The sequence below is a fragment of the Pedobacter psychrophilus genome (assembly GCF_001652725.1).
Lineage (GTDB): Bacteria > Bacteroidota > Bacteroidia > Sphingobacteriales > Sphingobacteriaceae > Pseudopedobacter > Pseudopedobacter psychrophilus.
This window is the reverse complement of the sequence record NZ_LWHJ01000030.1, coordinates 1-19,349: the sequence shown is the minus strand read 5'-3', so window position 1 is coordinate 19,349 and position 19,349 is coordinate 1. Positions and strand designations below refer to the sequence as shown.

The following is a 19,349-nucleotide window of genomic DNA, read 5'->3' as shown; positions in this document are numbered from 1 at the left end:
AAAACAATCATGAAAAAACTATTTGCATTTTCTGCATTTTTTTTAATTAGTTATTTTGGGTTTTCTCAAATTCTTAAACCCGTTAAATGGTCATTTTCTTCTCAAAACATCAATGAAAAGGAAGCCTATTTAATTGCAACCGCTACAATAGAAAAGGGTTGGCATGTTTACTCTCAAGATATTGGTGAAGGTGGTCCAATACCTACAACCTTAACATTTGTAAAATCTAGCGATTATAAATTAGAAGGCAAAACTACAGAAACCCCAAAAGCAGTTTCTGCTTATGATAATAATTTTGGGATGCAAATCTCGTGGCATGAAAGCAAAGCAATTTTCAAACAAAAAATAAAGCTTAATAAACCAGAATTAACGGTTAAAGGAACGTTAGAATTTATGGTATGTAATGATAAACAATGTTTACCGCCAGAAGATGTAGACTTTTCAATCTCCGTAAAAGCAATTAAAAATAATAATTTGGCTTCCGCCGATGTTAAAACGACATCGATACCTGAAAATAATGAAATAGCAATTACAGCAAATGACAGCTCATCAATAGTAAATGATACTGTAACGGCAGTAACAAACCCTGTTTCAGTAGATGCGATTAAAATTTCGGCAAAACCAATAGAAGATAAAAGCTCGAAACAAAGTTTGTGGGCAATATTTATTGCTGGATTTATTGGCGGATTACTGGCTTTAATAATGCCTTGTATCTTTCCTATGCTACCTTTAACGGTTAGTTTTTTTACCAAAAAAGCTGAGTCAAGGGCAAAAGCAATATCCCACGCCTTTATTTATGGTTTATCAATTATAATAATTTATGTTTTACTGGGGTTAGCAATCACTATTTTCTTTGGTTCTGATGCGCTTAATGATTTAGCAAGCAACGGTACATTTAACTTCTTGTTTTTTCTTTTACTGGTGGTTTTTGCTGTTTCATTTTTTGGAGCTTTTGAAATTACTTTGCCAAATTCCTGGGCAAATAAAATGGACGAAAAATCTGACAAAGGCGGATTGGCAGGTTTATTCTTTATGGCATTTGCCTTGGCATTGGTTTCTTTTTCTTGTACAGGGCCAATTATTGGGACTTTACTGGTTCAAGCGGCTTCAATGGGAGAAAGAATTGGTCCAGCAGTTGGTATGTTTGGTTTTGCTTTGGCATTAGCTATCCCATTTACTTTGTTTGCCGCTTTCCCATCTTTGTTAAAATCGTTACCAAAATCTGGGGGTTGGTTAAATAGCGTTAAAGTAACTCTAGGATTTATAGAACTAGCCCTGGCTTTAAAGTTTTTATCTAATGTAGATTTAGCATACCATTGGGAGTTATTAGATAGAGAGGTTTTCCTGGTTTTATGGATAGTGATTTTTGCGATGTTAGGTTTTTACATACTAGGTAAAATCAAATTTTCACATGATAGCGATTTACCTTTCATCACTATTCCAAGGCTTTTTATATCGATAATTATCTTTTCATTTACTATATATATGATTCCTGGATTATGGGGTGCACCTTTAAAAGCGATTAGTGCATGGCTACCACCACAAACCACCCAGGATTTTGATTTATATACTAATAGCTTATCTTCGCCAAATATCCAACAGGATACTGTTAAGAAAAAATATGCAGGCTTGTTTAAAGCGCCTCATAATTTAGATGCGTTCTTTGATTACGAACAAGGTTTAGCTTACGCAAAATCACAAAACAAACCGGTTTTAATTGATTTTACCGGACATAGTTGTGTAAATTGCAGGAAAATGGAAGCTTCTGTATGGAGTGATAAAGAAGTATTGAGCCGATTAAAAGAAAATTACGTTTTAATATCTTTATATGTTGATGATAAAACTGATCTTCCAGAATCAGAACAATATGTTTCAAAATTTTCTGGTAAAAAGATTAAAACTTTAGGTAATAAATGGAGCGATTTTCAAGCATCAACTTTTGCGACTAACTCGCAGCCTTATTATGTAATTGTTAACAATACAGGTAAAGCATTAGTTCCGCCACAAGCCTTTAATTTAGAAATTAAAAATTATACAAACTTTTTAGATAGCGGTTTAACTGCCTATCGCAAAAATAATAAATGAATAAGATTAAAAAAATAGGCGTTTTTACTTCTGGAGGGGATTCTCCGGGCATGAATGCTGCAATACGAGCTGTTGTTAGAACTGCATTATTTTATGATATCCAAGTTTTAGGTATCAGAAGAGGATACGAAGGAATGATTAATGGAGAGTTTGTAGAAATGGATAGAAAGTCCGTAGCAAATATCATCCAAAGAGGAGGAACAATATTAAAGACAGCAAGAAGCATGGCTTTTATGACTCCAGAAGGAAGAAAAGAAGCTTATGATCAATTAAAAGGAGCAGAGATTGACGCTTTAATTGCAATTGGTGGAGATGGAACTTTCACTGGGGCTAAAATATTTGGTGAAGAATATAATTTTCCAATATTAGGTTTGCCTGGAACAATTGATAATGATCTTTTTGGTACTGATTTTACGATAGGTTATGATACTTCCATAAATACAGTAACTGATGCTATAGATAAAATTAGAGATACTGCAGAATCTCATGATAGATTATTTATTGTAGAAGTGATGGGAAGGGATTGTGGATTAATTGCTCTAAGAAGTGGAATTGGTGTTGGCGCAGAATCTATCATGATTCCAGAAATGAAAACCGATATGGCGGCCTTATTTAACCGCTTAGAAATGGGTAGAAAAGATAAATCATCAAAAATCTTAATAGTTGCAGAAGGCGAAGGTGATTCTGGCGGAGCATTTGAAATTGCTGATAAAATTAAATTGAAATTCCCTCAATATGATACTCGTGTTTCTGTATTAGGACATATACAAAGGGGTGGAAAACCTACTTGTATGGATAGAGTTTTAGCAAGTAGACTAGCCGTAGCTGCTGTAGAAAACTTAATGACGGGCAAAAAAGGCAAAATGGTTGGTTTAATACATGGTAAAATTGCATTTACCCCTTTTGATCTCGCTATAAAACATCATGTTGAAATTAACCTCGATTTATTAAAAATTGTAGAAATTTTATCACTTTAAAATGGATTACAAAGCGATTAAAAGTCATTTTGAACAAGCCGACGATGTTTTAAAAACGTTTTTATCTGAAGATGAGAATTTTAAGAACATAGAAAAAGCCGGACTTCTAATTGTTGATGCCATTTTAAATAGAAATAAAATAATTTCTTGTGGCAACGGAGGTTCTATGTGCGATGCCATGCATTTTGCAGAAGAATTATCTGGTAGATACAGGAATGAAAGAAAAGCATTACCAGCTATTGCCATTTCAGATTCATCTCACATTACCTGTACAGCAAACGATTATGGTTTTGATCATATCTTTTCCAGATTTATTGATGCCTTAGGAAATAAAAATGATGTTTTATTTGCGATAAGTACCAGCGGAAATTCATTAAATATTTTGAATGCTATAAAAGCAGCAAAAGAAAAAGGGATGAAAATTATCGGTTTAACCGGAAAAGATGGCGGGATAATGAAAACGCTTTGTGATGTAGAGATTAGGGTTTCCCACGATGGTTTTTCAGATAGGATTCAAGAAATCCACATTAAAATAATTCATTCATTGATAGATTTTATAGAAACCAGGATGGGATTAAATTAGTTCCATTTATCTATATTTCATTAATCTTCAATTCAGTTATACAAAGAAAGGCACCCTTTTGAGGCGCCTTCTTTCCTATTCTCTAATTATTAAGAGAATTATTTTTTAAGACCTATTTCCCTTAAACGCTCATCTAAATATTCTCCAGCAGTAATATCAGCGTAAACTTTAGGATGTTTATCATCAATACAAGAATCTAATGAAGACAAATCCATACTAGATTTTGGATGTAAGAAAAAAGGAACAGAGTATCTTGAATTTTTCATTAACTCCCTTGGCGGATTAACCACCCTATGTGTGGTAGAGCGCAATTTGTTGTTGGTTAAACGTTGTAACATATCGCCCACATTTACTACAATATCTTCACCATGTGCTTTAATTGCAAACCACTCTCCTTGTTGTGTTAAAACCTCTAAACCATCAGCGCTTGCACCAATTAATAAAGTAATTAAGTTAATATCTTCATGCGCACCAGCCCTAACGGCATCTGCGGGTAAAACATCCGGGTTTTCAATAGGGAAATAATGAATTCCTCTTAAAATAGAATTTCCATTATTTACTTTATCCTCAAAATAATTTTCTGGCAAGCCTAAATAAACAGAGATTGCGTTTAAGATTTGCTTTCCTGCTTTTTCTAGTTTTTGATAAACTTCTTTAGTTACTTCATTGAAACCTGGATATTCTTCTACTTTAACATTGTCAGGATATTCATCTTTTATTGAATCGCCATCTTCAACATATTGACCTGTCTGCCAAAATTCTTTCAAATCTGGTGTCTTAGAATCTTTGGCCTTTTCTCTTCCTTTAGAAGTATAACCCCGTTGACCAGCCAATTCCACCTTTTCATATTTTAGCTTTGCTTCTTCTGGTAAGGTGAAAAAATTTTGAACTTCACTATATAATTTATTGATGAGATCAGCGTCTAAACCATGATTTGTAATGGTAACAAAACCAGTTTCGTTAAAAGCATTTCCAATATCATTAGAAAACTTTTCCTTTTGAGCTGGAGTTCCATTTAAATAATCGTTTAAATCTAAACGAGGAATATTCACATTTGAAGACATATCAACATTGTTTATCAATGATAAATGTAACCTATTTTTGTTAATAAGGCAAAGCATTTTTTTATAGCAATCCTTTAACTATTTGATTTTTAATTGTTTGAGTTATTAACAATTTCTAATTTCAAAATGATGTTTTCTATTGTTAATTCCTTTATTTGATAATGCTGGACTTCTATATTAGATACAAGCTATATAATCTAAAAATGATAAAAAATACATATAAGCCGGCTAAAATGCTCAAAACCATTATATTTGAAAATATCAAAAAAGGTGATGGTGTACCACCTATTTAAACCGCCCTCAAGTATATTGTTTGAGGTATGATGACACCTACTTATAAATCTTATTTTTTATTGGTGGGTATGTTACGTAAAATCACACAGTTAGAACACTATTCTATTCTTAAATATTTGCTTAAGTGGCTATTTCTTTCTTTGCCATTAGGCATTGCCACAGGGAGTGTAGTTGCGCTTTTTATATGGCTGTTAAATACTTCCATACTTTTTAGGTTTTCACATCCCTACCTTTTATATTTTTTACCAATAGCTGGGATAGCTATTCATTTCATATATAAAGCTTGGGGGAAATCTTCAGAAAAAGGGAATAATTTAATTATAGATGAAATTCATAAACCTGGTGGCGGCGTTCCACCACAAATGGGTCCGCTAGTTTTAATTACTACAGTATTAACGCACCTATTTGGCGGTTCGGCAGGGAGAGAAGGTACAGCAGTGCAAATTGGAGGGAGTATAGCCCGGCTTTTTGCAAAATGGTTTAAACTTTCTGAACGAGATATTAAAGTATTATTGATGGCTGGAATCGCTTCGGGATTTGGGTCGGTTTTTGGGACACCCTTAACTGGAGCTATATTTGGAATTGAGGTTATTGCCCTTGGAAAATTAAAATATGATGCCATAATACCCTGCCTTTTTGCTAGCATAATTGGAGACATTACTGTAAATGCTTGGCAAATTAAGCACACAGGATATCATATAAACTTTACACAGGGAAACAATTTTTTATTTTCAGGATATTTACATTGGGATTTATTGCTGATGAGTAAGATAATGATTGCAGCAATTGTTTTTGGTTTGGCGAGTTATGTTTTCTCTGAAATGATACATAACATCAAAAAATTGTTTTTAAAATTTATAAGTGTTAAATGGTTAATTCCTTTTATTGGAGGAGTTATTATTATACTATTGACTTTTTTAGTTGGTAAGTCAGATTATTTGGGCTTGGGTGTAAATCCAGAATATCCTGAAAGCGTAACCATACTTTCCTCTTTTACAAACGGTGGTGCTGATGCCTTGAGCTGGTTATGGAAAACTGTTTTTACTGCTATTACTTTAGGAACTGGTTTTAAGGGTGGCGAAGTAACTCCTTTATTTTATATTGGCTCTACGTTAGGAAATTCTTTAGCTGTTTTAATGGATGCTCCTGTAAGTTTGTTTGCTGCTCTAGGATTTATAGCAGTTTTTGCGGGGGCAACAAATACTCCCCTAGCCTGTACAATTATGGGAGTTGAACTTTTTGGAGGCGAGTATATTTTGTATTTCGCTTTAGCTTGTTTTATAGCCTATTTCTTTAGCGGACATACTGGAATTTACAGTTCACAAAGAATTGGAATCGCTAAAGGGTGGAGCAATAAATACGCAGATGAAACCACGCTTAAAGACGTACAGGAAAAGAGAGACGGCTATTTGGCAATGAAGTTTAGTAAGTATAAATTTTAAACTGAATTAAATTCTCTGGCAATTGCTTTAACAAAAAAGGAATGCTATTTTGGATTTAGCCATCGAGCTAATTGCAAAAAACATACACTGAAAGGCATGTTAAAACTCCTAAAAATTTACACTAAAGCATGCTGCCATTACTATTAGATTCAATTTCAGGGATCTCTTGTTTAGTGTGGCTACTTTTATAATCTGTTAATGCCCAAACTACAAAAACTGCAATAGCAAAGCCGATATAAAAGTTTCTAGAAGAGTCTCCATCAATACCACCTAAATAAAATGCTAAGCCAACTAAAGCAATAGAAACTGCTAACTCTACATAACCGTGAATTTTAAAAGGAATAAATCTGACCAAACCATATTCAAAATTAGTACAGATGGTTAAAGTGAAATGAATACCTGCTAAAATATAGGTGATTAAAGCTGTTGTGTTTTGTAGATGAAAAATACTCGGGGCAACCAACAAAAAGATAACCACTAAATAATCTATAATGCCGTGTAATTTTGAATTTATCATAATCAAGTTTTTAGATATTAATTATTATCAGTTAAATTTAGTGTAAAATAATGATTAGCCTCTAAAATTTAGCCTAAAACTTTCGCTATCATTTCTTTATCTAACAATTTTACTAAAAGTCTTTCCTCTTTTGTAAGTGCATGTGTTGTAGAATCTTTCACAATATATTTATGAATATTTCCTGTTTGGTAAGAATTGATTACTGAAGGATGTACGTAATATTTTTTACAAACTGACCTCGTATTACCTAACTTTTTGGCAACATCATCAATTACTTTAACAATGTTCTTTTTTGAATCACTGTCTTTTTCAAACTTACCTAGTTCTTTGAATGCACAAACTGCTTGTACACTACCCGCCCAAGTCCTAAAATCTTTTGCCGTATATTCTTCTCCGCTAATTTCTTTTAAATAATGGTTCACATCTCCAGAACCTATTGAATGATGTTTCCCTTCAATATCATAAAATTGAAAGAGCTCTTTTCCAGGTATATCTTGACATTTTTTTACAAGGTTTGCAAGTTTTTTACTCTTCAATTCAATATCGTGATAAACACCTTTCTTTCCTTTAAATGCAAACTTAACTTGATCGCCTTTAAATTTAACATGTCTATCCTTTAAAGTGCTTAATCCAAATGAGCCATATAATTTACTGTAAGATTCATTTCCGATACGGATATGCGTTAGCTCAATTAAACGGACAACCAACGCTAATACCTTTTCATAGGGCAAGCCTTTTCTATTTAAATCTTTATCAACTTGTTTTCTGATTGATGGCAGACAATTGGCAAAATTTCGCATCCTATAAAATTTTGCTTGATTACGGATGCTATTCCAATCTGCATGGTAGCGATATTGCTTACGACCTTTAACATCATAACCTGTAAATTGTAAATGGTTATTTGGATAAGGAGAAATCCAAACATCTTGATAAGCTGGAGGGATTACCAAATTTTTAAAGCGTTGTAAAAGTTCTTTATCCTTTATTTTTTCGCCTGTATAATCCTCGTAGTAAAAATCAGCACCAGATTTTTTTCTGTAAAATCCCTTGGTTCTGTCTTCTATATATTTAAGTCCGGCTGCTTTAGCTGTAACTTTTTTATCACTACCTATTTTTTGTAGTTTGGCTTCTAATCTGGTCATTTTAGTAGATAAATCTTTTGCTGGTAAGGCAATCAGACTTAAATCTAAAATCAGACCAAAATTAATAGGCTAATATCTATTATTGGTTTAATAAAAATCTGATGATTGATTGTTCGCCAACTTTTACAATTTTAGAAGTTGCCTTGCTACTAATTGATGTGGTTGTTAATTGATCATCAGCTTTGATCTCAGTATTTTTAAAAGTTAATGATAAGCCTATAAATAAGATCACAGGAATAATCATCATTAAAAATGGAGAAGTACTTGTGGATAATTTTTTCATCGTCTGTTTGTTTTGATGATCAAATATTCAACATATTTTGGAACCAGTAAAATCTATTAGACCAATTGCAAATATCAATAGACCAACCGTGTTTTATGTCGATGAGCTAATTTCTAGACTTTATTAAGCGTTGGTAGATAAAATTTAGGCGTTGGTCTAAATTTGCTTAATTAAAATTTTCTTTGTTTACTTTTATCCATGGGCCGATTACAAAAGTTTATGCTTCATATCATGGCGTGGTTATTTTTAATCACGCTTTTTACGTTTGTGGCAACAGCGGGTTTTGAAAGCAGCAAAGGTGTATATATCCTGTTTATAGGCTTGTCGTTATTAAATATTGCTGTTTTTTACCTCAATCTTTATTTTTTAATTCCGCTTACGCTTGATAAAAGAAAATTCTTTTTCTGGATGCTAGGGTGCTTAACTATTGTGGTTACATTCTTGGCCATTAAGTATGGTTTTAGCTTTTATATTTACAAGATAAGCGGCTTAAGGATGGTTACAAATACAAAAGAAATGTCTTTTTCTGAACCAGAAAGGCTATTGATAAGCACTTTTGTAACTAATGGTTTTTTTATTTTTTTAAGTACTGTTTATAAATTCACCATTGATTGGTTTTTTAATGAGCGAGAAAAAACGGAACTAGAAAGACAACGCTTAACTGCGGAATTGGCTTTTTTAAAATCACAGATTAATCCTCATTTCTTGTTTAATTCTTTAAATAATATTTATTCTTTAGCCTATCAAAAATCTGAAGCAACACCTGATGCCATTCTAAAACTTTCAGAAATTATGCGTTACATGCTTTATGAAAGTAATGATAATAGGGTAGCTTTAGAAAAAGAGATTACCTATTTAAAAAGCTTTATAGAATTGCAAAAATTAAGATTTAAAGGGAATGCACATGTAGTTTTAGAAGTAGAAGGGCAAATTCAAAACCAACAAATTGTTCCGCTCATATTAATTTCATTTGTGGAAAATGCTTTTAAACATGGATTAGCAACGGATAAAAAACATCCTATCATTATCAACATTTCTGTTTTTGAAGATAATATGTTGTTTACGATAAAGAATAAAAAAAATCAACAAAATAAAGACCAAACTGGCGGTATAGGTATGGTTAACGTAGTAAGGCGTTTAGACTTAACTTATCCCGATAAATATAAATTAAGTGTAGAAAATCATGAACATGAGTATCTTTCTGAATTATATCTAAATTTATAACATGATCAATTGCTTAATAGTAGATGACGAGCCTTTGGCTATAGATATTATAGAAGATTACATTTCTAAAATTCCATTTCTTACGCTTTATAAAAGTTTTCAAAATCCAATTGATGCACTTTCTATTGTGCAAGAAGGAAAAATTGACTTGGTTTTTTTGGATGTTCAAATGCCGGAGTTAACTGGAATCCAATTTTTAAAAATTGCAAACGGAAAGTGTAAAGTAATTTTAACAACTGCATATCCAGAATATGCTTTAGATGGCTACGAGCATAATGTGGTTGATTATTTATTAAAACCTATCGCTTTTGATCGTTTTTACAAAGCTGCTCAAAAAGCAAATGATCTTATTAATAATGTTGCTCCTCCGGTTGTAGCTCCTTTGGCAGAACCCAACACGGTTACAAATGCTTTTACCCACAATTTTATTTTTGTTAAAACAGAATATAAAATCCAAAAAATATATTTAAATGATATCCTTTTTATTGAAGGCTTAAAAGATTATATCTCAATTTATACTAAAACAGAGCGTATCATCACTCTGCAAAGCATGAAAAAGATTGATGAAGTTTTGCCTAATCATCTGTTTGTAAGGGTGCATAAATCTTATATTGTAGCTTTAGATAAAATTGAAAGTATAGAACGTAGTCGTATCCTGATAATCGATAAAATTATCCCAATTGGAGATACTCATAGAGAATATTTTTTTAAAATGATTGAAGATAAAAACATATAATAGTTTACTATCATATAAAAAAAGCCATCTCAATTTCTTGAGATGGCTTTTTCTTATTAATATATTTTCTTATTATTTTCCTCTAGGAGTTTCTAATAATTTAAAAAACTGATCTAACTGTGGTAAAATAACAATTCTCGTTCTTCTATTTGCTGCCTTTCCTTCTACGGTAGCGTTTGAAGTTACGGGTACAAACTCTCCTCTTCCAGCAGCAGTCATTTTAGCGGCAGGAATGCTATATTGATCTTGCAAAATCCTTACAACAGAAGTAGCTCTTTTAACACTTAAATCCCAGTTATCTAATAAAACGCCACTTCCTTTATAAGGTACATTATCTGTATGTCCTTCTACCATAAACTCAATATCTGGTTGGTTCAATAACACTTTTGCAACTTTTCCAAGAACGGTTTTTGCTCCTTCGTTAACATCGTAACTTCCGCTTTTAAATAAAAGTTTATCAGAAATATCAATATAAACAACTCCTTTATCTACTTTAATGTTAATGTCTTTATCATCTAAATTACCAATGGCTCCTTTTAAATTCATTACTAAGGCCATATTTAATGAATCTTTTCTGGCTATAGCCGATTGCAAATTCATGATATAACTATCTTTAGCACCAATATTTTCTAAAGATTTATTAATACTTTCTGCTTGTTTACCTGAGATAACCGATAAATCTTTCAACTGATTTACCATTTGGTTATTATTGGTTTTGATGTTGGATAACTGATCGTTTAGATTTTTGATTTTCATCTCATAATCAGAACTGCTGCTTTTACTAGCATTCTCACAGGCCAAAAGTTGATTTTGGAGGTCTCTGTAAAGGCTGTCCAATCTTCTGTTTTCTACTTGTGCCTCTCTTAATTTTTTTGGTGCCGAACATGATGCCATAATTAAGGCCACTCCAGCTACTGCTAATATTGATTTAATTTTCATAATAATAATTTTTTAGTACAATGAATATGGACTCATCTACAATTATTATGCTAATTACTTTATTTTAACCTCGCTAATTTTTTAAAATAAAATTATGCCTTATTAATATACTGATTGGAATATTTAAATGGATATTTAAACCATTCGTATCAATAGTTTGTAAGATGATTTCATTAAATTTCAGCTAGATATTTATGAACAAAGCTGATAGCCATAGATCCTTCTCCTACAGCCGAAGCTACCCTATTCATTGCTCCTGCTCTTACATCACCAGCTGCAAATATTCCGGCGGCACTTGTTTCAAGTAAAAACGGATCTCGCCCTTTTTTCCAAATTTGTTTAAAATTGTCGTAACTATTTAATTCTCTTCCTGTTTCTATAAATCCTTTATCATTTTTAATGATATTTAGTCCAATCCAATCCGTATAAGGTTTGGCTCCGATAAAAATATATAGCGCATCGGCATCTACATTCTTTTCTTCATTACTATTCAAATCAACTAATCGTAAAGCATTTAAATGATCATCACCATAAGCCTCAATTATTTCTGTACAAGCCGTGATTTTAATATTTGGTGTGTTTAAGATTTGATCAATTAAGTAAGAAGACATAGAAGATCTTAAATCAGGTTTTCTAATGATGATATATACTTGTTTTGCAAATTTAGAGAGATGCATAGCTGCTTGCCCAGCAGAATTTCCTCCACCTAAAACATAAACTTGTTTATCGCGGCAAGACGCGGCTTCTGTCATTGCTGCGCCATAGTAAATCCCCGCTCCAGAAAAATTGTTCATGCCTTTTGTATCTAGCTTTTTATAATCTACCCCGGTAGTAATTACAATGGCTTTGGCATTTATTTCTTTCCCACTTTCTAGTGTGATGATTTTATAATTATCCTTTTGTTTAATATCCTGAACTGATTGAGGGGAAAGAAATTCGGTTCCGAAACGAGTAGCTTGCGAAATAGCTCTTCTTGTTAAATCTGCACCACTTAAACCAGTGGGGAAACCTAAATAATTTTCTATTCTAGAGCTAGTTCCGGCTTGGCCACCTGGTGCTTTTCTTTCGATCAGCAAAGTACTTAAACCTTCTGATGCACCATAAACAGAAGCAGCTAAACCCGCTGGGCCTGCCCCAATTATTACCACATCATAAATTTGATTTTTTACATCTGGATTAAGCCCAATCATAGTTGCAACATCTATAATAGTAGGGTTTTTAAGCAATGTGCCATCCTCAAAAATGATGGTAGGAAAATCTTTAGCCTCTAAATTATTTGCTTTACAAAGTTGGATGGCTTGATCATTTGTCTTTATATCCATCCATAAATATGGGATGAGGTTACCAGCTAAAAAATCTTTGATTTGATGCGATTGAGCAGAAAATTGATACCCCAAAACTTTTATTCCCTTAAAATCAGGACGATAGTTTGCTTGCCAATCATTTAATAATTCATCAATAGCAGGATAGAGCTTTTCTTCTGGCGGATCCCAAGGTTTCATCAAATAATAATCTAATTGTACCGCATTAATTGCTTTTATAGCTGCATCAGTATCAGAATAGGCGGTTAATAATACTTTTTTGGCAAACGGGAATAACTCCTTTACTTTTTCTAAAAAATCTACTCCCTGCATATCTGGCATTCTTTGATCAGATATAAAAAGCGCTATTTCTTCTCCTTTATTCTGTAACTCTTTAAGTACTTCAAAAGCTTCAGAAACAGAACTGGTACTCAAAATTTTATAGCTTTCGCGATATTTAGTTTTTAAATCTCTGCTTAATGCTCTTAAAACCTGAACATCATCATCGATAGAAAATATAATTGGTAGGCTCATTTTTTTAATAATTAATTTTCAATTGGGAAACAAACCTCAAAGTTTGTTTCGCCGGGTTTAGAATTTACTTTCACACTTCCATTATGTTGCCTTACAATTCGGTTTACAACATCTAACCCTAGGCCAGTCCCTTTGCCTATTTCTTTTGTGGTAAAAAAAGGATCAAATATTTTTGTAATCACATCATCTGGTATACCACCACCATTATCTTCGATATTTACTTTTATAAATCCGTTTTCTTGCTTTGTACTAATTATTAATTTTGCGTTTTCTATACCAAATAAAGCATCACATGCATTATCTATCAGGTTTGTCCATACTTGATTTAGCTCCCCAACAAAAACCTTTACCTGGGGGATATTTGTATCAAATTGTTGCTCTACTTTAATATTTGAACTTTTTAATTTATGATTAAGCATTGTTAAAGTGTTCTTTATCCCAGAATGAATATCTATAATTTTTTTATCACCTCCCCCGTCCATATGGGCAAAGTTTTTTACAGACCCTACTAAATGAGCAATCCTTTTAGAAGATTCTTCAATATCTGATACCATTCTTTCTGTAACTAAATTACTGTTTATCCATAAAATAATTGCTTGCAGATTGTCATTTGGTACTGTGTTTTTTAAAAGCTCCAAATCTTTAATGCCTAACCCAAAATCAATAAAATTTTCAGGAACATCACTAAAATCTTTAATCTGATTCTCAAATAGCCAATCTTCAATCTCTCCCTCCAAATCCATCTTTTGAACCATAGTTAGATGCGGCGGTATTGCTTTAATTGATAATACCTCATATAATCTTTTATTGATAACATCAATTGCCTCTGAAGACAGTTTGATAGAAATTACTTGTTTAAATGTATCAGGTTGTAATTGCAGATGTTGTTTTAATGAAGCCGCACCTCGGGCAATGGCAGAAGCTGGATTATTAAGCTCATGGGCTAAACCAGCAGAAAGTTTCCCTAAAGCCATCATTTTCTCGTTCTGTTGTTGCAATGCTGTAAAATCTCTTACCCGAGAAGTCATCACATGAACCAATGCCTGTGTTAATTCATAGTGATCTAAAATCATCTCCTTAAGGTATTCTTTAGGAAAAGTTAAGATTGAAGAATCTTTGATACATTGTCCATATCCTGTAGCTTTATTTGCCCTGGAAAAAGGGAGTATTCCTGTTATCCCCCCTTCAACAATCTCAGAAATTATACTTTTATTATTATTTCTTAAGATATAGATTTCTAAAGCTCCTTTAATGATAAAATGGGTTCCTAATAAAGTATTTCCCGGACTGAATAAAATTTCACCAGCTTGATAAGTTTTGAAAATACTTTTCTCAATTAACCATTGAAGTTGCTCTTTAGGAACTTCATTTAAGGATTCTATTTGATTAAGCATTAATGGTGTTAATGTGTCCATAAAGTAATATTGTTACATAAAGTTAGTAATCATTTTAAAAGGTGCTTTTAAATAATTAGTTAAAATAATTAAGATTCTTAAAATATCAATTGGTTTATTAAGTTTATGTTTTAGAAATGAATACTGGCTATCAACAACTTTTAAAAAAAATAGACGATTTTATCAGGAAATATTATCTGAATAAAATAGTGCGTGGAATAATTTGGCAGGCCGGTGTTTTTATAGCTTCTTATCTTTTTATAATCATATCAGAATATTATGGTTACTTCGGAATTAATACAAGAACTTCTTTGTTCTACATCTTTATCTTTTCTCAGATTATTCTTGCTTGGTTTTTAATATTAAGGCACCTAATTAATTACTTCCATCTGGGAAAATCCATTGATCATGAGAAAGCTTCAGTAATTATTGGAGCCCATTTTCCCACCATCAGCGATAAGCTAATTAATACTTTACAACTTAAAAGGCAATCAGAAGATAGTGAAGAGCAAAATAGCTTGATATCAGCCAGTATTGATCAAAGGATTGCCTCATTTAAGCCCATTCCGTTTGTATCAGCAGTTAATATTAGAGATAACAGAAAATATTTGAGATATGCCTTAATACCTTTAGCTGCAGTTGTGGTAATTGCTTTTGCAGCCCCATCAATATTAACAGAGGGCACTAAAAGAATTATCCATTACAATACTTTCTATAAAAAGAAAGCGCCTTTTGATTTCAATATCACTAACAAAAGTTTAGAGGTTGTACAAGGCGATGATTTAAATCTATCCGTAAAAATAAGCGGAGAGCAAATCCCTCAGGATATTTATTTAGAAGATGGCGTAAATACTTTTAAGCTAGATAAAAAAGACATCATTAATTTCAATTATCAATTTAAAAACCTCCAACAAAATAAAAAATTTAGATTGGTTGCTGGAGAGTTCTCGTCTGAAGAATATGACATCATTGTTAAAAAAAAACCTATTTTAATAAATTATCAGGCACTACTTATTTATCCTAAGTATTTAAATAGACCATCAGAAACCATACAAAACCCGGGTGATTTGACTTTACCCATTGGCACAATAGTAAAATGGGGTTTCAATACAGAAAACGTTTCTTCAATAGGGTTTAAAACATCAAATAACATTATTAACCTTAATCCTGCTCAAGAAAACAAATTTTCTTATCAAACTAAAGTTTTAAAAAATAGCATTTACAGCATCGTATTAAAAAACAAAAATGTTGCAGCTAAAGATTCCATAAGTTATCAGCTAAATATCATTCCGGATGCTTATCCAAAAATAGAAGTCACTCAAAAACTAGATTCTGCTAATTTAACTGTGGTTTATTTTATTGGCAAAGCCGATGATGACCACGGACTAACTAGTTTGTTTTTTCATTATCAAATCTTAAAGTCTGAAGATGAAAACAGAAAAGGAAAGTTGATAAATGTTCCAATAAAGTTTGATAATACGTCTTCAAATACTAATTTTTTCTATTTATGGCCATTAAAAGCATTAGGAGTTTTACCTGGCGAAAAAATAGCATATTATTTTGAAGTTGCAGATAACGATGGCGTTTTTGGGCCTAAGCATACCAAATCTGCTACGTCTATTTATAAATTAGCTTCAAAAGAAGAAAGCATTAAAAAAATTGGAGAAACATCTCAAGCCATCAAACAAAAAATGCAATCTGCTATAAAACAAGCTGAGAATATACAAAAGGAAACAAAAAAATTAAATCAAGATTTAATTGATCAAAAGGCAATAGGTTACGAACAAAAAAAACAGATAGAAAATTTAATTGATAAACAAAAGAAGTTAGAAGAAGCAATAAAAGACATCCAAAAAGATAGTAAACAGAATTTATTAGAAAGGACAGAAGTAAAACCAGACCAACAAAAACTGTTAGAAAAACAAAAGCAAATTCAAGATTTGTTTGATAATGTTCTAGATGATAAAACAAAAAAGCTTTTGGAAAACCTTCAAAAGCTGATGGAACAAAATCAAAAAGAACTTACCCAAGATCAATTGCAGAAAATGCAAGTGGACAATAAATCTTTAGAAAAAGAATTGGATAGAATTTTAGAACTATATAAAAAACTTGAAGTAGAACAAAAACTTAATGACGCTATTGATAAATTAAATGACATTGCTAAAAAACAAGAAGATTTAAGCAAAGAAAATCTAAATAAAAACAAAAATGAAAATCTTGAAAAACAAAAAAATGTCCAAAAAGATTTTGATAGTCTTAAAAAGGATTTAGATAATCTTGATCAAAAAAATCAACAATTAGATAAACCAGCAGATTTTAAAAATCCGGAAGAAGATCAAAAAGGAATTGATAAAGATTTAGAAAACGCAGAAAACAATTTAGAAAATAATAAAACTCAAAAAGCATCAGAATCGCAAAAATCTGCAGCACAAAAAATGCAACAGTTGTCTAAAAAATTAGACCAAATGCAAGGTGGAGGACAGGAAGAAGAAAATAAAGTAAATGAAAAGGAACTGAGGCAGATATTACAAAATTTACTTAAAACCTCCTTTGATCAGGAAAAAGTAATGATAAGTTTAAAAACCATCAATCCAGACGACCCTAACTTTATCAAACTTGCCCAAAAACAACGAGAAATAAAGGATAATTTAAAAACTGTCGAAGATAGTTTATATAGCTTAAGTAAGAAAGTCCCTCAAATTGCAAGTACTGTTAATAAAGAAATAAGCACAATAAATCAGCAAATAACACAGGGCATTGATAAACTAACTGATAGAAAAATAGATGAAGCAAATAGAAATCAACAGTTTGCTTTAACATCTATAAATAATTTGGCTTTAATGTTGAGTGAAGCATTACAGCAATTGCAAAATGCCATGAAAAATGCTCAATCTGGTGGTAAAGGAAAATCAAAACCTGGTTTATCCCAATTGAATGAAATGCAGAAGCAGTTAAATAAAAATATGCAGAAAGCAAAAGATCAAATGCAGCAACAGGGTATGCAACCTGGTCAATCTAAAAATAAACAAATGAGTGAGCAAATGGCCAAAATGGCTCAGGAACAGCAGATGATTAGGCAAGCATTACAAGAAATAAACAACAATTTAAATAAAGACGGTCAAGGAAAACTCGGGAATCTAGATAAAACCATTAAACAAATGGAACAAACCGAGACAGAACTCGTAAACAAAAAAATTACACAAGAAGCTCTTTTACGTCAGCAAGAAATTCAAAGCCGATTATTAGAAGCAGATAAAGCTGATAGAGAAAGAGAGCAAGATGACAAGAGAGAGAGTAAAGAAGGTAAAGACTTTACTCCAAATTATGATTTGATTTTACAAGAATATCAAAAGCAAAAAGCAAAAGAAGTAGAGCAAATAAAAACTTTACCTCCAGCGTTAAATTATTTTTATAAATCAAAAATAAGTGAGTACTTTAAAAAATTAAATCTTGGGGAATAAAATATGAATAATTTAACAGAAACTATGGACGGATTATATTCTCTACAACTTCAATCTACCACCCAAAGCGTTGCCATAATGGAAAACTTTGTCGATGATTTGGTAGAACAACTAAATATTGGCGACGATGTATATGCGAACCTAATGACTTGTTTAAATGAAGCAGTAACAAATGCCATTTATCATGGTAATAAACAAGATCCAGATAAAAAAGTATTTGTTAACCTGGAAGTGGTAAATAATAAAAGATTAGTATTTACAATTGCTGATGAAGGTAATGGTTTCGATTTTACAAACATTCCTGACCCAACCAATTTAGAAAATTTAGAAAAACTAACAGGTCGCGGCGTTTATATTATGAAAAGGTTAGCTGATCAATGCATCTTTAATAGCAAGGGTAACGAAGTTGAATTGCACTTTAAATATTAATGAAAAAAATTGCCATCAACTTTTTTAATGAAGATTCCAATTTTAAATTAAAACAGATTAATCTAACAAGAAATTGGATAAATAACACTATTGAGTCTGAAAATTACAGTTTAAAAAGTATAAATTTTATTTTTTGCTCAGATCAATACCTCTTAAAAATAAATCAACAATACCTTCATCACGATACCTTTACAGACATTATTACATTTGATAATTCTGAAATAAAAAAACAAATAGAAAGCGATATTTTTATAAGTATAGAGCGTGTTAAAGAGAATGCAAAATCTTATAAAGTTAAACTCTATACCGAGTTACACCGAATAATGATCCATGGTACGTTGCATCTTTTGGGTTATAAAGATAAATCCCCAAAGCAAAAAGAGTTAATGACTGCCAAAGAAAACAGTTATCTGTCCAAACTATATCCTGCAATTTCCTAAAATTTTTATTGCTTTTTTAATTATGGCGTTTTAACGGGCTTTCCACTATAGTTTTTTGATAGCGAAAATCTATCAAAAAAGCTGCCGTTTCAATCCCTAACGCAAAACCTATCGCACTTCTATTTAGCAACCAATTTCTAGTTTATTATAATTGCAAAGATTAATAATAAAGTCTTTTAATAATGTTCATTTTACAATAAAATCGTAAATACCTTTAATACTAAACGCCATTCTTAATTAACATAATTACTAATTTATAAAAGGCGGTTGACTTAAATAGTACAAGGATTTTGAGTCAAAAAGGGAAATTATCATACAGAGAGGATATTTTTATAAACGAATAATAGGATTAAGTTGTGCAACCGCAAAGCTTAAATGGCTATAATAAGATAGAAAAATTTAGGGCAAAAAAAAGCCCCCGATCCGTTAAGGAAGGGGGGCGTTAAGGTCTGGCACCGACCTACTCTCCCACGTTTTACCGCAGTACCATCGGCTCAGGCGGGC

General features: G+C 31.8%; 16 protein-coding genes and 1 riboswitch. Of the genes, 9 read left to right on the top strand and 7 right to left on the bottom strand.

What is annotated here, in order from left to right; all coding sequences use genetic code 11:
• Positions 1 to 9: 9 nt before the first annotated feature.
• Genes A5893_RS13745 through lpcA form a run of 3 tightly spaced genes read left to right on the top strand, consistent with a single transcriptional unit; the run spans position 10 to position 3,645 of the window.
• The gene (locus tag A5893_RS13745; protein WP_068823165.1) at positions 10 to 2,085 is read left to right on the top strand and encodes a protein-disulfide reductase DsbD family protein; all 2,076 of its coding nucleotides are present in this window, start codon (positions 10 to 12) and stop codon (positions 2,083 to 2,085) included.
• Positions 2,082 to 3,062, top strand: coding sequence for a 6-phosphofructokinase (gene pfkA, locus A5893_RS13740; protein ID WP_068823164.1), 981 nt, complete (start codon positions 2,082 to 2,084; stop codon positions 3,060 to 3,062). Before A5893_RS13745 ends, pfkA begins: the two co-directional genes overlap by 4 nt.
• A gap of 1 nt (position 3,063) precedes the next feature.
• The gene (gene lpcA / locus A5893_RS13735; protein WP_068823163.1) at positions 3,064 to 3,645 is read left to right on the top strand and encodes a D-sedoheptulose 7-phosphate isomerase; all 582 of its coding nucleotides are present in this window, start codon (positions 3,064 to 3,066) and stop codon (positions 3,643 to 3,645) included.
• A 98-nt stretch (positions 3,646 to 3,743) separates the two neighbouring features.
• Here lpcA and A5893_RS13730 read toward each other — a convergent pair whose 3' ends face one another.
• Entirely contained in the window at positions 3,744 to 4,709 is a 966-nt protein-coding gene (locus A5893_RS13730) for an isopenicillin N synthase family dioxygenase (protein WP_068823162.1), read from the bottom strand.
• 260 nt (positions 4,710 to 4,969) lie between these two features.
• Positions 4,970 to 5,049, top strand: a riboswitch (Fluoride riboswitch).
• Here A5893_RS13730 and A5893_RS13725 point away from each other — a divergent pair.
• The gene (locus A5893_RS13725; RefSeq protein WP_232456866.1) at positions 5,030 to 6,445 is read left to right on the top strand and encodes a voltage-gated chloride channel family protein; all 1,416 of its coding nucleotides are present in this window, start codon (positions 5,030 to 5,032) and stop codon (positions 6,443 to 6,445) included. (Overlaps the previous riboswitch by 20 nt.)
• Positions 6,446 to 6,566: 121 nt before the next feature.
• Here A5893_RS13725 and A5893_RS13720 read toward each other — a convergent pair whose 3' ends face one another.
• The 3 genes from A5893_RS13720 to A5893_RS13710 form a co-directional block, all read right to left on the bottom strand.
• Positions 6,567 to 6,962: a hypothetical protein gene (locus A5893_RS13720; protein WP_068823161.1), complete on the bottom strand. Its 396-nt coding sequence runs from the start codon at positions 6,960 to 6,962 to the stop codon at positions 6,567 to 6,569.
• Positions 6,963 to 7,030: 68 nt separating this feature from the next.
• Entirely contained in the window at positions 7,031 to 8,104 is a 1,074-nt protein-coding gene (locus A5893_RS13715) for a DNA topoisomerase IB (RefSeq protein WP_068823160.1), read from the bottom strand.
• A gap of 79 nt (positions 8,105 to 8,183) precedes the next feature.
• The gene (locus A5893_RS13710; RefSeq protein WP_068823159.1) at positions 8,184 to 8,387 is read right to left on the bottom strand and encodes a hypothetical protein; all 204 of its coding nucleotides are present in this window, start codon (positions 8,385 to 8,387) and stop codon (positions 8,184 to 8,186) included.
• Positions 8,388 to 8,618: 231 nt separating this feature from the next.
• Here A5893_RS13710 and A5893_RS13705 point away from each other — a divergent pair, with 231 nt between their 5' ends.
• Positions 8,619 to 9,611, top strand: coding sequence for a sensor histidine kinase (locus A5893_RS13705; RefSeq protein WP_232456865.1), 993 nt, complete (start codon positions 8,619 to 8,621; stop codon positions 9,609 to 9,611).
• Position 9,612: 1 nt separating this feature from the next.
• Positions 9,613 to 10,347, top strand: coding sequence for a LytR/AlgR family response regulator transcription factor (locus A5893_RS13700; protein ID WP_068823157.1), 735 nt, complete (start codon positions 9,613 to 9,615; stop codon positions 10,345 to 10,347).
• Between the two features lie 72 nt (positions 10,348 to 10,419).
• Here the strand turns inward: A5893_RS13700 and A5893_RS13695 are convergent, their stop codons facing one another.
• From A5893_RS13695 to A5893_RS13685, 3 genes are all read right to left on the bottom strand, one after another.
• On the bottom strand, positions 10,420 to 11,286 hold the full coding sequence (locus tag A5893_RS13695; RefSeq protein ID WP_068823156.1) for an OmpA/MotB family protein: 867 nt from the start codon (positions 11,284 to 11,286) through the stop codon (positions 10,420 to 10,422).
• Positions 11,287 to 11,459: 173 nt separating this feature from the next.
• Complete coding sequence (locus A5893_RS13690) at positions 11,460 to 13,121, bottom strand: FAD-dependent oxidoreductase (protein ID WP_068823155.1); 1,662 nt, start codon at positions 13,119 to 13,121, stop codon at positions 11,460 to 11,462.
• Positions 13,122 to 13,132: 11 nt separating this feature from the next.
• The gene (locus A5893_RS13685; RefSeq protein WP_068823154.1) at positions 13,133 to 14,536 is read right to left on the bottom strand and encodes an ATP-binding protein; all 1,404 of its coding nucleotides are present in this window, start codon (positions 14,534 to 14,536) and stop codon (positions 13,133 to 13,135) included.
• A gap of 116 nt (positions 14,537 to 14,652) precedes the next feature.
• Here A5893_RS13685 and A5893_RS13680 point away from each other — a divergent pair, with 116 nt between their 5' ends.
• From A5893_RS13680 to ybeY, 3 genes are read left to right on the top strand one after another with little or no spacing between them, the layout of a single operon-like run.
• The gene (locus A5893_RS13680) at positions 14,653 to 17,976 is read left to right on the top strand and encodes a DUF4175 family protein (protein WP_068823153.1); all 3,324 of its coding nucleotides are present in this window, start codon (positions 14,653 to 14,655) and stop codon (positions 17,974 to 17,976) included.
• A 3-nt stretch (positions 17,977 to 17,979) separates the two neighbouring features.
• Positions 17,980 to 18,405, top strand: a complete 426-nt coding sequence (locus A5893_RS13675) for an ATP-binding protein (protein ID WP_082911448.1) — start codon at positions 17,980 to 17,982, stop codon at positions 18,403 to 18,405.
• Positions 18,405 to 18,845, top strand: coding sequence for an rRNA maturation RNase YbeY (gene ybeY, locus A5893_RS13670; protein ID WP_068823152.1), 441 nt, complete (start codon positions 18,405 to 18,407; stop codon positions 18,843 to 18,845). The genes A5893_RS13675 and ybeY overlap by 1 nt, the downstream gene beginning before the upstream one ends.
• The last annotated feature ends 504 nt before the right edge of the window (positions 18,846 to 19,349 follow it).

Coding starts and splice junctions, on each gene's coding strand:
- A5893_RS13745 (WP_068823165.1), top strand. CDS start 10: ATGAAAAAACTATTTGCATTTTCTGCATTTTTTTTAATTAGTTATTTT.
- pfkA (WP_068823164.1), top strand. CDS start 2,082: ATGAATAAGATTAAAAAAATAGGCGTTTTTACTTCTGGAGGGGATTCT.
- lpcA (WP_068823163.1), top strand. CDS start 3,064: ATGGATTACAAAGCGATTAAAAGTCATTTTGAACAAGCCGACGATGTT.
- A5893_RS13730 (WP_068823162.1), bottom strand. CDS start 4,709: ATGTCTTCAAATGTGAATATTCCTCGTTTAGATTTAAACGATTATTTA.
- A5893_RS13725 (WP_232456866.1), top strand. CDS start 5,030: ATGATGACACCTACTTATAAATCTTATTTTTTATTGGTGGGTATGTTA.
- A5893_RS13720 (WP_068823161.1), bottom strand. CDS start 6,962: ATGATAAATTCAAAATTACACGGCATTATAGATTATTTAGTGGTTATC.
- A5893_RS13715 (WP_068823160.1), bottom strand. CDS start 8,104: ATGACCAGATTAGAAGCCAAACTACAAAAAATAGGTAGTGATAAAAAA.
- A5893_RS13710 (WP_068823159.1), bottom strand. CDS start 8,387: ATGAAAAAATTATCCACAAGTACTTCTCCATTTTTAATGATGATTATT.
- A5893_RS13705 (WP_232456865.1), top strand. CDS start 8,619: ATGGCGTGGTTATTTTTAATCACGCTTTTTACGTTTGTGGCAACAGCG.
- A5893_RS13700 (WP_068823157.1), top strand. CDS start 9,613: ATGATCAATTGCTTAATAGTAGATGACGAGCCTTTGGCTATAGATATT.
- A5893_RS13695 (WP_068823156.1), bottom strand. CDS start 11,286: ATGAAAATTAAATCAATATTAGCAGTAGCTGGAGTGGCCTTAATTATG.
- A5893_RS13690 (WP_068823155.1), bottom strand. CDS start 13,121: ATGAGCCTACCAATTATATTTTCTATCGATGATGATGTTCAGGTTTTA.
- A5893_RS13685 (WP_068823154.1), bottom strand. CDS start 14,536: ATGGACACATTAACACCATTAATGCTTAATCAAATAGAATCCTTAAAT.
- A5893_RS13680 (WP_068823153.1), top strand. CDS start 14,653: ATGAATACTGGCTATCAACAACTTTTAAAAAAAATAGACGATTTTATC.
- A5893_RS13675 (WP_082911448.1), top strand. CDS start 17,980: ATGAATAATTTAACAGAAACTATGGACGGATTATATTCTCTACAACTT.
- ybeY (WP_068823152.1), top strand. CDS start 18,405: ATGAAAAAAATTGCCATCAACTTTTTTAATGAAGATTCCAATTTTAAA.